Below are 13,052 nucleotides of genomic sequence, written 5' to 3'. Positions count from 1 at the left end.
CTTCCCGATCATTGCCGTCGGCGTGACCGGGGCGCGACCGTCCACAACGGGCCTGCGTACGGCCGGAGATGAAGGGAGGCGTCGCTCGCACGCTACTCCCGGCACGGCACCCGCGCCAGCGCGGACACCGAACCCCCTTCCCACCACCGGCCTTCCGGCAGCGGGGGTGTCCGCACCCCCGCGGCACACCAGAAACCCGCCCCCCACACCGGCCAGTGGCCCGCCTTACCCGCCGTACCGCGGACTGTCAGCGTGAGGAGCAATCCCGAACCGCCCCCAAGGAGCCGTGATGAAGACCCGGGTCATCCAAGAGGAACCGGACGAGCCCCGTCGGGGCGCCCTCGACGCACCCGAGCCCGAGAATCCCGGTCCGCCGCGACTCCGCGCCCCAAGGAGGAAGCTCATGTCCCGACTGCTCTACCGGATCGGCCACTTCTCCGGCCGGCACCCATGGCGCGTCATCATGACGTGGGTCGTGATCGCGGCCGCCGCCTTTCTGCTCAACCAGTCCTTCGGCGGCAGCGCCGACGAAACCTTCAAGGTGCCCGGCATCGAGTCGCAGAAGGCGGCCGAGGCGCTCGAGGACAAGTTCCCGCAGGAGAGCATCTCCACCGCCAACATCATCTTCCACTCCGACGAAGGGCTGACCCGGTCGGAGGTCAAGGCCGCGGTGACCGAGGCACGTACCGAACTCGCCGCGGTACCGCACGTCGTCGCGGTGTCCGACCCGTACGACGCACGGGGCCCCACGCTGAGTCCCGACGGTCGCACCGGCTTCACGACCCTGGCCTTCGACACCGAAGAGAAGGTCACCGCGGCCCAGTTCGACGCCGCGGAACGAGCCACTGAGCCCATCCGCGCCGCCGGAGTGCAGGTCGAGTACGACGGTGGTCTCGGCTCCGCCAAGGGTGAGGAGGCGGACGGGGTCCCCAGCGAGGTGCTCGGTGTCGCGTTCGCCGTCGTGATCCTGGCGGTGGCGTTCGGTTCCCTCGTCGCGATGAGCCTGCCGATCGTGGTCGCGCTGGTGGCCATCCTCATCGGCTTCAGCACCATCGGCGTCATCTCCGGACTCATGGCCGTCCCCGAGATCGCCACGATCGTCGCCATGATGCTCGGCCTCGGAATCGGCATCGACTACGCGCTGTTCGTCCTGACCCGGCACCGCCAGAACCTGGCCAACGGCATGGCCGTGCCCGAGGCGGTGGGCCGCGCCAACTCCACGGCAGGCCTCTCGGTACTGTTCGCCGGCGTCACCGTCATCGTGGCGATCACCGGCCTGCAGCTGTCGGGCCTTCGGATGCTCACCGTGATCGGCTGGGCCTCGGCGATCATGGTCACGGTGACCCTGCTCGCCGCACTCACCCTGCTGCCCGCGATGCTCGGGCTCGCCGGCCGACGGGTCAACAGCCTGCGGATTCCCTTCGTCAAGCCGAAGCCGGCATACAACCCGAAGTCCAAGTCCAGTCGCTGGTCCGCCAAAGTGGTCGCACAGCCCGTCCGCTACGGCGCTGCCGCCCTCGTTCTGCTCGGCGTGCTCACCGTGCCGGTCTTCTCCATGCATCTCGGTTTCCCCGACGCGGGCAACGATGCTCCGACCAGCACCACACGCAAGTCGTACGACCTCATCGCCGAGGGCTTCGGACCGGGCGTCAACGGTCCGCTGCAAGTGGTGATCGAGATGAACGGGACCGACCCGTCCGAGGTCGACGGCGTGGGCACGGCTCTCAAGGACGATCCCGGGATCGCCTCCGTGGGCGCCGTGGCGCTCAGTCCCAAGGGCGATCTGGCGGCATTCGCCGTCACTCCGACCACCTCGCCGCAGAACGCGAAAACCGGCGAGCTCGTCGACCGCCTGCGCCAGGACCTGCTGCCCGACGCGTTGCGCGGAACCGACGCGAAGCCGATGGTCACCGGCGCGACCGCCCTGAGTGCGGACCTCGCGACGCAGCTCCAGCAGCGCATGCTGTGGTTCCTCGGCGCCGTGATCGGAGTGTCCTTCATCATCCTGATGATCGTGTTCCGGTCGGTCCTGGTGCCGCTGAAGGCCGCGATCCTCAACGTCCTCAGCATCGGTGCCTCGTACGGAGTGCTCGTCGCGATCTTCCAGTGGGGCTGGGGGTCCGGCCTCATCGGCCTCGACGGCAGCGTTCCGATCATGTCGCTGGCGCCCATGCTCATGTTCGCGGTTCTCTTCGGACTGTCCATGGACTACGAGGTGTTCCTGCTCAGCCGGGTACGTGAGCAGTTCCAGCGCCATGGTGACGCCAAAGCGGCGGTTGTCGAGGGCGTCGGCTCCACGGCCCGGGTGATCACAAGCGCCGCGCTGATCATGATCGGGGTGTTCGGCGCGTTCATCCTGATGGACGACGCCACGACCAAGTTGTTCGGTGTCGGCCTCTCCGTGGCCGTCATCCTCGACGTGACGCTGGTACGGATGGTCCTCGTTCCCGCCGCGATGAGTCTGCTCGGGAAGCACGCGTGGTGGCTGCCGGGATGGCTGCACCGGATCCTGCCGGACATCCACATCGAAGGCGACGACGCGGACGACCTCCTGGTCGCCCCCGCACCGCCGGCGGATCTCGCGGCGACGGCGCCCGCCGCAAGGTAGCCGCCTGCCCGCAGGGCATCGAACCCCGCCCGACCTCGGGGCCCGGACCAGTCACTGGTCCGGGCCCCGCTCCGTCACGCGCCCCGCCGACAACGCCAGGTCGCCGTCATCCGTTCACCCCGGTGTAGTGCCGCAGGCTCCAACGCCACAGCAGCCGCGAGCCCAGGTAGGCCGCGGCCCCGAGCAGCGGCGACACAGCGGCCAGCCAGTACGGGACACCGGAGTCGTGCCCGGTCAGCACCGCGGCCGGGAAGTACGCGACGAAGGCCAGCGGCAGCCCGAACGTGAGGAAGCCGCCCACCGCCTTCGGCAGCACGTTCAGCGGATAGCTGCCGAACGTGCCGAGCAGCTCCTCCAGCCAGCGGCCCCAGTAGTCGGCGGCCGGGAAGCGCAGCGAGGCGCAGGCGACCACCGTGAACAGGGCCGCCTCCAGGAGCATTCCGCCGAGGACACAGACGATGAGGTACGTGATCCTGGTCGGCGTCCAGTCGAGGTCGCTGCGGGCGAGCGCACCCGCCATCAGGCCTGCCGCCACTGTCAGGTCACCGATCGCGTTCGTGGGGAAGAAGGAGAGCTGGACCTGGCGGTAGACAGGCATCGGGCGCACCAGATATGTGTCGATCATCCCCTCCTGGATTTGCCGTCCTATCCCGTGCACCCGCCCGAGGAACAGCACGAACAGGCCGTGCGCCAGCATCCGCGTCGCCGGGATCAGAAGGACGTCCGAGCTGTCCCAGCCGCCCATCCCGGTGAACCGGGTGAGCAGCACGGTCGCGAACACGATCACCGAGACCTGCCAGACCGCGCCGATCGCGATCATCATCAGGAACTCGGAGCGATACTCCAGCTGTGCACGGAAGTTGAGCTTCGTGATGCGCCAGACGACGCGAAGAGTCCTGGCCGACATGTCAGCCTCCCTGCGAGATCACGCGCCGGGCGGCCCGCCGCCACAGCAACCGGGTGAGCAGGGCGAGAGCCACCACCCAGGCGGCCTGCACGGCCAACTGCGGGCCCGCGTCGGACAGTTCGATCCGGCCCACGTACAGCGAGAGCGGCACACTGAGCGTCGCCTGGAACGGCAGGAAGCCGCTGAGCGTGATGAACCAGTCGGGGAAGAACCACAGCGGCGCGTACACCCCGGACAGCAGGTTCTGCGCGAAGATCAGGATCAGCATCGCCGCGCCGTTGCGGAGCGTCCAGAAGCACAGCTGATCGATGGCGAGCATCACGTAGTAGAGAACCCACTGGCCGAGGAACGCGCTGACCGCGAACACCCCTGCCACGGCAGCCGACTTGGGCGGGTCCACAACCCCGGCCGCCAGACAGATCGCGTATCCGGCGATCACCCACACCAGCCCGTACAGCTGCTCGCCGAGCGCCCGGAACGCGTAGTAGCGCTGGGGTGGGAGCGGGCGCAGGTACCAGTAGACGATCGTGCCGAAGTGCATGTGCTGAAGCACGGTGTCACGGCCCGCGTACTGGTCCAACTCCCGTATTCGGATGGCCAGTACGGCCAGCACGGCGTACGTGACGGCCTGGTCCTCGGAGAGGCCGGCGGTCGTGCCCGTGGCCGCGTACAGGCCCTGCCACAGCGACGCCACGAGCACCACCTGCACGGTGAGCCGGAGCAGCGCGGCGGTCATCCGGGGCGGGGTGTGCAGCTCGCCGAGCGGGGTGACACGGGCGGCCCGCCAGCCGCGCAGGACGGCTGTCACGGTCACTCGCCCCCCGCCTGGACGTACGCGGCCCGCATCACGTCCTCCAAGTCGGCCTCGTCCAGGGCGATGTCGGTCACCTCGTACCGTTCGATGACCTGCTTCAGCGCCTGGTGCATCGTCGGCGCCGTGGGACCGTCCGGACCGAACACCGCCTGCGGGCCCTCGCGCCGCACCAGCGCGATCCCCGGCAGTGGCTCGACGGGCGCGTGCGGGTCGGAAAGCGTCACCCGCACCTGCCAGGTCGAGCCGAACTTCCGCCGGATCTCGTCCAGCGTGCCGTCCAGGACGAGCCGCCCGTGGTTGATCAGGACGACCCGCTCGGCGAGCCGCTCGACCTCCGTCATGTCGTGCGTAGTGAGCAGTACCGTCCGCCCGCGCTCCTCCACCTGGTACCGCAGGAACTCGCGCACCTGCTCCTTGACCACCACGTCCATGCCGATGGTGGGCTCGTCGAGGAACACCACCGGCGGATCGTGCAGCAGGGCGGCGGCCAGGTCGGAGCGGACGCGCTGGCCGAGCGAGAGGTGCCGTACGCGGGTGTCCCAGAAGGAGGAGAGGTCCAACAGCTCGTCGAACTCCCGCAGCCTCACCCGGTGTTCGGCCTCGGGCACGTCGTAGATGTCGCGCAGGATCGAGAAGGACTCCCGCACCGGCAGGTCCCACCACAGCTGGGTGCGCTGCCCGAACACGGCCCCGATGTTGCGCGCGTTGCGCTCGCGCTCCTCGTACGGGACGACGCCCGCGACCCGCGCCTCGCCGGACGTGGGGGTGAGGATGCCGGTGAGCATCTTGATGGTGGTGGACTTGCCCGCGCCGTTCGGCCCGAGAAGGGCGAGGAGTTCACCGGGGGAGACGTCGAAGGTGATGTCGGAGACGGCGTCCTTGGCGACCCGCTCCGGGTTGACGAGGGATCTGAGCGCGCCCCCGAATCCGGGGCGGCGGACGGTGGTGTGGAAGGTCCGGGACAGACCGCGGACCTCGATGGAGCCACTCACGCGGGGTACCTCCGGGGGAGCCGGGAACACACGAACACGGCCGTCCGGCTGGGGAGCCGAACGGCCGTGTGACCGGTAACATTCTCAGGCATCGACCGCCGAGAAGACAAAGGAGAATTCAGCGGGCTGAACCCGCAGCTGGTACTGCGGCAGAGTGCCCGGGCCGCACGACTGCGAGCCGATGCCGTGCTGGCCGTGGTCGAGGTTGACCCACACGGTGTCGCCGGGCGTCAGATCGGTCAGATGCCCGGCCGCATCCAGATCCTCGCTCGTCCAGCGGCGGGCGGTGAACCAGAACTCCGGCTCGCCCTCGACACGCAGCGCGGAGAAGTCCTCCCCCCAGCTGACCTCCGCCCAGCGGACGTCGGCACGGGCGCCGTTCTCCTGCGGACGGACGTACGGGGTCTGCAAGTCGTCCACCGTGGACTCCCAACGCCCCAGCATCGAGGCCGAATCGGTGTCCGGATACGCCTCGCCGGGCCCGCCGCCGTGCCACTTCACCCGGTTGCCGGCGAACAGCCCCAGGCGGATGCCGAGCCGTGGCAGCGGCACGTTCCAGTCACCCTCGGGTGTCACGGACACGGTCAGCCTCAGCCGTGTCCCGTCGGACGTCCACCGGTACACCGTACGCAGGCCCACCTCCGCGGCGGCCGGTGCCACCCGGGTGCGTACCGTGAGGGCGTCATCGCTCAACTCGACGGCGTCCAGCCGGTGTTGCATCCGGTGCAGACCGAGCTTGCGCCACAGCGCACCGTAGCGGATGTCCGGCTGCCACTCCGCGCCCTCGTCGTTGTCGGTGGGCGCCCGCCACACGTCGAGTTTCAGATCGATGACGTCGATCCCGTTGATCGTCGCCAGCTCGCCGGTCCGGGCGCCGAAGACGGCGGGCCCGAGCGTGATGCACTCCTGATCGTCGAGGACAGGGCGCTCACTGGCGGCGACGGTCACCAACGGGCGTTCTGAGAAGGGCAGTTGGGCCCACGCCACCAGATGCCCCTTCGGCCCCCACACCGTGTCAGCGGCGAGTGCGGCCCGAACCGTCCACCGGCTCTCCGCCTCACGCGTGTCCGCCGGCGGCTCCGGCAGCTTCACCTCCGCCGACTCGCCCGGCGCGAGCGCGGGCACGTTCAGGGCTCCCGCCTCGACCGTCTCGCCGTCGACCTCGTACGACCACTCGAAGGCCAGCGCCGACAGGTCCGCGAAGTCGTAGCCGTTGGTGATCCGGACCGTCCCGTCCGCGCCGTCGCCCTCGATACGGACCGGCTCGATCACCTTCTTGTAGTCGAGGAGCCCGGGCGAGGGCGTGCGGTCCGGGAAGATCAGCCCGTCGCAGACGAAGTTCCCGTCGTGCAGTTCCTCCCCGAAGTCGCCGCCGTACGCGAAGCCGTACCGCTCGTCCTTGATGCCGTGGTCGATCCACTCCCAGATGAAGCCGCCCTGGATCCGGTCGTACGCCTCGAAGATCCGCTGGTAGTCGGCGAGCCCGCCGGGCCCGTTGCCCATGGCGTGCCCGTACTCGCACTGGATGAAGGGCAGTTGGCGCCGCTTGAGCGGGCCCCCGTCCAGGCCCTGCCCGATCCGCTCGACCTCGGCGTGGTCCGCGTACATCCGCGAGTACACGTCCGTGTCACGGCAGTTCCAGTCGCCCTCGTAGTGGATGAGCCGCGAGCCGTCCCGGCCGCGGATCCACTCGGCCATCGCGGTGAGCCCGCGCCCGGTACCGGCTTCGTTGCCGAGGGACCAGATGACGATCGAGGGGTGGTTCTTGTCGCGCTCGACCATGCGGGAGGCGCGGTCGAGGAGCGCCGGGGTCCAGCGGTCGTCGTCCACCGGGTTGTCGCGCCACGCCTGCTCGGTGAAGCCGTGGGTCTCCAGGTCGCACTCGTCGATGACCCACAGCCCGTACTCGTCGCACAGGTCCAGGAAGGCCGGGTGCGGCGGGTAGTGGGAGGTGCGCACGGCGTTGATGTTGTGCCGCTTCATCAGCAGCACGTCCTCGCGCATGGTCTCCAGGTCGAGGGCACGGCCGCGCTCCGGATGCCACTCGTGCCGGTTGACGCCCTTGAAGAGGACCGCCTTGCCGTTGACCTTGATCAGGCCGTCATCGAGCACGACCGTACGGAAACCGATGCGCAACGGCACCCGCTCGCCGTCCGTGACCAGCGTCCCGTCGTACAGACGGGGCGTCTCGGCGGTCCACGGCCGGACCGGCACGGTCACGGACTCGCCGGTCGCGACATCGATGTCCAGCTCGGGCACGGTGACCCTGCCGTCGACGTCCGAGTCGACGCGCAGGGTCCCGGTGCCTTCGAGATGGTCGTACGAGGAGTGCACGAAGAAGTCGAGCGCGCTCCCCGCCGGGCGGTGCAGGAGCGTGACGTCCCGGAAGATGCCGGGCAGCCACCACTGGTCCTGGTCCTCCAGGTACGAGCCCGCCGACCACTGGTGGACCCGGACGGCGAGCACGTTCCCGGCCGGCTTCAGCAGGTGCCCGACCGCGAACTCGTGCGCCAGCCGGGACCCCTTGAACTCACCGATGTCCGTGCCGTTCAGCCACACCCGGGCACAGGACTCCACGCCGTCGAACCGGAGCACGGCCCCGCCGTCCGCCGGCCACTCGTCCGGCAGGTCGAAGACCCTCAGATGGTCACCGGTCGGGTTCTCCGTCGGCACCCGCGGCGGATCGACCGGGAACGGATAGCGGTGGTTGGTGTAGATCGGCGAGCCGTACCCCTGGAGAACCCAGTGGCCGGGCACCGACACCTCGGGCCAGCCCCCGGCGTCGAACCCCTCAGTCGCGAAGGAGTCGTCCTCGGCGTCGGCCTCCGTCCTCAGCCTGAAACGCCAACTGCCGTTCAGCGAAAGGGAAGCGGCGTCCGAGGACGCGTACCACGCCCGGGGCGGCAGCGCGCCGCTCCCGGGCGAGACATCCTCGACGTAGTCGACGGAAGTACCGGTGCTGGTGGTGCGGAAAGACATCGGTCTCCTAGGTCAGCCCTTGATGCCGGTCTGCGCGACCCCCTGCACCAGCCAGCGCTGGAGGAACAGGAACACGAGCACCAGGGGCAGGATCGAGATGGCCGTGGCCATGAAGATCAGATGGAAGTTGACGGTCTGGTTGGTCATGTACGAGGAGAGCGCGACCTGTACCGTCCACGCCTCCTGATCCTGACCGATGACCAGGGGCCACAGGAAGGCGTTCCAGCCGCTGATGAAGGTGATGGTGGCGATCGCGGCGAAGAAGTTCAGCGAGTTGGGTACGACGATGCGCCAGTACGCACCCCAGTACCCGAGCCCGTCCACGCGCGCCGCCTCCTCCAACTCCTTGGGGAACCCCAGGAAGTACTGCCGGAACAGGAAGCAGGTGAAACCACTGAAGAGCCCCGGAACGATGAGACCTTGCATACTCGACACCCAGCCGAGTGACGAGACCAGCACGAAGCTCGGTACGAAGGTCACGGCGGCCGGGACCATCAGGGTCACCAGGACCGCGTAGAAGATCTTGTTCGCGTGCTTGTACGGGATCCGGGCGAGGCCGTATCCCGCGAGCGAGCAGACCAGCAGCGTACCGACGGTGTGCAAGACACCGACGACCGTCGAGTTCCACAGGGACTGGGCGAACGGGACCGTCGGGTCGTCGAACAGCTCCGTGATGTTGCCCCACTGGATGTCCGTGGGGAAGAACTGCCAGTCCTCGCCGGTGATCTCGGCGTCCGTGGACAGGGCGTTGCGGACGATCAGGTAGAAGGGGACCAGGAAGAGCAGGGCACAGATGCCGGTGGCGGTGTAGAGGCCGGCGGAGCCGAGGACACCACGTCGGTCGCGCCTGCGCTCGCGCTTCTTCGGAGGTTCGACGTCGGTCTTGCGGGTTTCCATGAGGGTCGTCACTTGTTCTCCTCCCCCCTTCCGAAGCCCATGAACCTGCCCTGGAGCATCGTCACCATGCAGATCAGCAGGGTCAGGATGACCGCGCCCGCGCTGCCGGCGCCGTAGTCCTGGTCGTCGCCCAGGGCGGTGTAGTACAGCTCGACGAGGGGCGGGCGGCCCCAGGTCGTCTTGGAGAGGAGGTTGAAGAACTCGTCGAACGCCTGGTACGCGGCCACCAGTAGCAGCAGGATCACGGCCGTCGACGTGGCCCGCAGCTGGGGCAGCGTGATGTACCGGAAGGTCTGCCAGCCCGGCTTGGCGCCGTCGATCGCGGCGGCCTCGTAGAGCTCCGGCGGAATGTTCTGCAGAGCCGCCAGGAAAAGGATCATGAAGAAGCCGGCCTGGAGCCACAGACGTACGGTGACGATGACCAACCAGTACCAGGGCGGGTTGGGGTCGGCCAGCCAGGCGACGTTCTCGATCCCGAGCACGCCGAGGATGGTGTTCATCAGACCGAAGCGGACACCGCTGAAGATGGACATCTTCCAGATCAGCGAGGCGGCGACGAAACTGACCGCCGTCGGCAGGAAGAAGACCGACCGGAAGAACGCCTTCATGAACCGCAGCCGGTGCACCATCAGCGCCAGGCCGAGCGACAGTGCCCAGGTGATCGGCACGACGATCGCGGCGAAGACGGTGAAGGTGACGAGCGACTTGGTGAAGTCGCCGTTCGTCAGCATCAGCTTGTAGTTGTCGAAGCCGACGAACTTGTCGGGCGTGACCGTGTAGCGCGCCTCGAAGAAGCTGAGCCAGGCGCTCCATCCGATGGGGATGTAGACGAAGATCACCAGGCCGATGAGGAACGGGCCGGTGAAGAGCCAGAAGTTGAACGTGCTGCCCCCCACGCCCCGCCGCGGCTTGGTCTTGGAGACCTTGGCCGGGGCGGGGCGCGCGACGTCGCGCGTCTTGGTGGTCGACATCTCGATACCTGTCCGTCGGCCCTATCCGAAGAGCTTCTTGAGTTCGAGGTTGACCTTCTTGTCCGCGGCGTCGAGGGCCTTCTCCGGGTCCGTGCCCTTGCGGACGGCGTTGGCGATCACTTCCTCGAGCGCGGTGATCATCGCCTGGGTCCAGGAGATGTTGTCGAAGCGCCCGTAGTCCGTGAAGAGCTTGACGCCCTCAGCGGGCAGACCCGACTTCAGCTTGTCGGCGGACTCGGCGATCGACTTGCGCGGCGGGATGTGGAAGCCGTAGCTGAGCGCCCAGTCCTCCTGGTACTCCTTCTGGTCGATCCAGAGCCACTTCACGTACTCCTTGGCCAGGTCGACGTTCTTGCCCTTGGCGTTGACGAACATGGACCAACCGCCGTTGTAGACCGCGGGCTTGGCACCGGAGGCAGCCGAGGGGAAGGGGAATATGCCGAGGTCGTCGCCGAGGGCTTTCTGCATCACGGGCATGGCCCACATGCCGCACCACTGGATCGCGGTGAGGCCCTGGACCAGCGCGGAGGGGTCCCAGTAGTCGGCAGGCGCGTCCAGGAGGAGGTGTCCGCTGGTGAACATCTTGCGGTACACCTTCAGCGCGTTGGCCACGTCGTCGGTGTGGTACGCGATCTCGTTCTTGGCGTTGAGCTGGTCGGCGCCGGCCGCCCAGACCAGGGCGTAGTTCGTCGACACCATGCTGTTGCCGATGAACAGGCCCTTGACCTTGTCGGTGGTGAGCTTGGCGGCGGCCTCGGCGAGCTCGTCGAGGGTCTGGGGCACCCCCAGGCCCGCCTTCTCCAGCAGCGACTTGCGGTAGAAGAAGAACTGCGGGTCGTCGATCATCCGGACGCCGTAGACCTTGCCGTCGACCGTGTGCGACTTGATGTCGGCCGGGTTGAAGTCGTCCTTGACCGGGCCGAGGATGTCGTCCAGCGGCGCCACCTGACCGCTCTTGATCAGCTGCAGCTGAGGGTGGAACTCGAAGACGTCCGGCGCGTTGTCGGTGAGCAGCGACGAAAAAAGCTTGCTCTCGAAGTTGTTGCCGGTGATCCACTGGGTGGTCACGCGGGCATCGTCGTAGGCCTTCGCGTACTTCTTGATGGCCTCCTGCGTACCGGCCTCCCCGTACGCGTGGAAGTACTGCGTGAGGACCTTGCCCGAGGAACCCCCGCCCTCACGGCCGGTGTTGCCGCCACACGCGGCCAGCGGGCCCAGCGCGGCGAGGCCCGCGGCGGCTCGCAGTACGGATCGACGGTCCCAGTTGCTGTTGCTCAGTGCCGACATTCTGACGTCCTTGTCTCGAGTACGGCGGCGGCTCAAATCGCTGTGCGGTGCGGGGAAGTTAACCTTCGGCTAAGGCTTCGGCAAGGGGTTGGACAAAGCCCGTTCGAAGTGTTGTGGAGGGTTCGAGATGCCGGACACGGCGGGCCCGCGGCCGTCATGAACGTGGTGTTGTACGGCTCCTCGCGGCAGCAGCAGCGGCGGTGGTGGCGCGACGTGCGGCGGACCTGCCGCCCGCCGGTTTCTGGCTCGCCGAGGTGAGGGCTCCCTCCAGCGCGAAGGTCGCCGCGCCGAGGCACACCGGATCGGTGGGAATGGGGGAGAGGACGATCTCCGTGGCAGCCAGCGGCCGTCTCAGCGCGTGCCGGGCCACGGCCTCCCGCACCTCGGCCAGCAGCGGCTCGCCGAGCGTGGCCGCGACCCAGCTGCTGAGCACGACCACCTCGGGGTTCAGGAGGTTCACCAGGTCGGCGATCGCGGCGCCCAGATAACGCGCCGTGTCCCGGACGACCTTGGTCGCCACCGGGTCCTGCGCGGCGACTCCGCGCGCGAGCGCGTTGATCGTCGCCGTCTGGTCCTCGGGGTGCAGCAGGGTGCTCCCGGGGCTCAACTCCCGCAGATTCAGCATGATTCCGGGCGCCCCGACATACGTCTCCACGCACCCGTGGTTGCCGCAGTGGCACAGCCGCCCGTCGAGCACGAGCGTGGTGTGGCCCCACTCGCCGGCGCTGTTGCTCACGCCCCGGTGCAGCCCGCCGCCCAGGGCGAGCCCGGCGCCGACCCCGGTCCCGAGGTTCACCACCACGGCGTCCCCGCGCCCGCGCGCCGCCCCGAACCACAGCTCGGCGACCGCGCAGGCGCGCAGCGGATTGTCGAGGTACAGCGGATACGCGATGTGCTCGGAGAGCAGGTCGAGCAGCGGCACGTCGTGCCAGTCCCAGTTCGGCGCGTACTCACAGACGCCGGCCTCCCGGTCCACCTGGCCCGGCACGCTGACGCCGACCCCGAGGACGCGCGCGCCCTCGACCCCGGCCTGCGCGACCACCGAGCCGACGGCCGTGGCGACATGCCCGACGACCTGCTCCGGGCGGATCTCACCGGGGCGCATGTCCTCGGCGGCGCGGGCCAGCACGTTCAGCGCGAGATCGAACAGCTCGACGCGTACGTACGTCTCCGCGATGTCGACGCCGATCAACGCGCCCCCCGACGCGTTGACGGCCACGAGGCCCCGCGGGCGGCCACCCGCGGAGTCCTCGAACCCGACCTCCGTCAGCATCCCGAGGTCGAGCAGCTCACCGACCAGCGTGGCGACCGTGGCCAGGCTCAGCCCGGTCGCGGCGGCCAGCTCCTGCCGGGATGTGGGCGAGTGGGCGATGATCTGGCGCAGCACCCCATAGCGGTTCGCGGTGCGTATGTCGCGTGACGTGCGCTTCACCCGATGTGCCCCCTCGGTCCCTCCAGGCCATGGCGGGGACCGTCGGCCCCGGCGCGGCGCAAGGCTATGGCCTGCCGGGACTTTCGACAAGGGGTTAGGAAAGGGGCTGTACAAAGTCCCCCGCGCCTGTCGGGAGGACGCGCCGGATCACGACTGCCGTCACCC

At 68.6% G+C, this 13,052-nt stretch carries 9 protein-coding genes; 1 reads left to right on the top strand and 8 read right to left on the bottom strand.

Annotated elements, in window-relative coordinates:
* The first annotated feature begins 403 nt into the window (after positions 1–403).
* Entirely contained in the window at positions 404–2,608 is a 2,205-nt protein-coding gene (locus GAS53_RS01305; protein WP_192582890.1) for an MMPL family transporter, read from the top strand.
* 106 nt (positions 2,609–2,714) lie between these two features.
* On the opposite strand, the gene GAS53_RS01300 is transcribed toward GAS53_RS01305, so the two are convergent.
* The 8 genes from GAS53_RS01300 to GAS53_RS01265 all read right to left on the bottom strand — a co-directional run bounded on the left by GAS53_RS01300 (position 2,715) and on the right by GAS53_RS01265 (position 12,887).
* The gene (locus tag GAS53_RS01300; protein ID WP_151475479.1) at positions 2,715–3,515 is read right to left on the bottom strand and encodes an ABC transporter permease; all 801 of its coding nucleotides are present in this window, start codon (positions 3,513–3,515) and stop codon (positions 2,715–2,717) included.
* Position 3,516: 1 nt separating this feature from the next.
* On the bottom strand, positions 3,517–4,251 hold the full coding sequence (locus GAS53_RS01295) for an ABC-2 family transporter protein (RefSeq protein ID WP_225858658.1): 735 nt from the start codon (positions 4,249–4,251) through the stop codon (positions 3,517–3,519).
* Positions 4,252–4,325: 74 nt separating this feature from the next.
* Positions 4,326–5,321 carry an ABC transporter ATP-binding protein gene (locus tag GAS53_RS01290; protein ID WP_151475478.1) on the bottom strand — a complete coding sequence of 332 codons (996 nt, stop codon included), beginning with the start codon at positions 5,319–5,321 and terminating at the stop codon, positions 4,326–4,328.
* An 84-nt stretch (positions 5,322–5,405) separates the two neighbouring features.
* Positions 5,406–8,300: a glycoside hydrolase family 2 TIM barrel-domain containing protein gene (locus tag GAS53_RS01285; protein ID WP_151475477.1), complete on the bottom strand. Its 2,895-nt coding sequence runs from the start codon at positions 8,298–8,300 to the stop codon at positions 5,406–5,408.
* A gap of 12 nt (positions 8,301–8,312) precedes the next feature.
* Positions 8,313–9,197 carry a carbohydrate ABC transporter permease gene (locus GAS53_RS01280; RefSeq protein WP_151475543.1) on the bottom strand — a complete coding sequence of 295 codons (885 nt, stop codon included), beginning with the start codon at positions 9,195–9,197 and terminating at the stop codon, positions 8,313–8,315.
* 8 nt (positions 9,198–9,205) lie between these two features.
* Positions 9,206–10,168 carry a carbohydrate ABC transporter permease gene (locus tag GAS53_RS01275; protein ID WP_151475476.1) on the bottom strand — a complete coding sequence of 321 codons (963 nt, stop codon included), beginning with the start codon at positions 10,166–10,168 and terminating at the stop codon, positions 9,206–9,208.
* A 21-nt stretch (positions 10,169–10,189) separates the two neighbouring features.
* The gene (locus tag GAS53_RS01270; RefSeq protein WP_151475475.1) at positions 10,190–11,455 is read right to left on the bottom strand and encodes an ABC transporter substrate-binding protein; all 1,266 of its coding nucleotides are present in this window, start codon (positions 11,453–11,455) and stop codon (positions 10,190–10,192) included.
* A gap of 154 nt (positions 11,456–11,609) precedes the next feature.
* Positions 11,610–12,887, bottom strand: coding sequence for an ROK family transcriptional regulator (locus tag GAS53_RS01265; protein ID WP_151475474.1), 1,278 nt, complete (start codon positions 12,885–12,887; stop codon positions 11,610–11,612).
* Positions 12,888–13,052 lie beyond the last annotated feature (165 nt).

This window comes from Streptomyces albicerus, assembly GCF_008905045.1.
In the GTDB taxonomy this organism is placed as follows: Bacteria; Actinomycetota; Actinomycetes; order Streptomycetales; family Streptomycetaceae; genus Streptomyces; species Streptomyces albicerus.
This window is presented reverse-complemented; position numbering and strand designations above follow the sequence as displayed.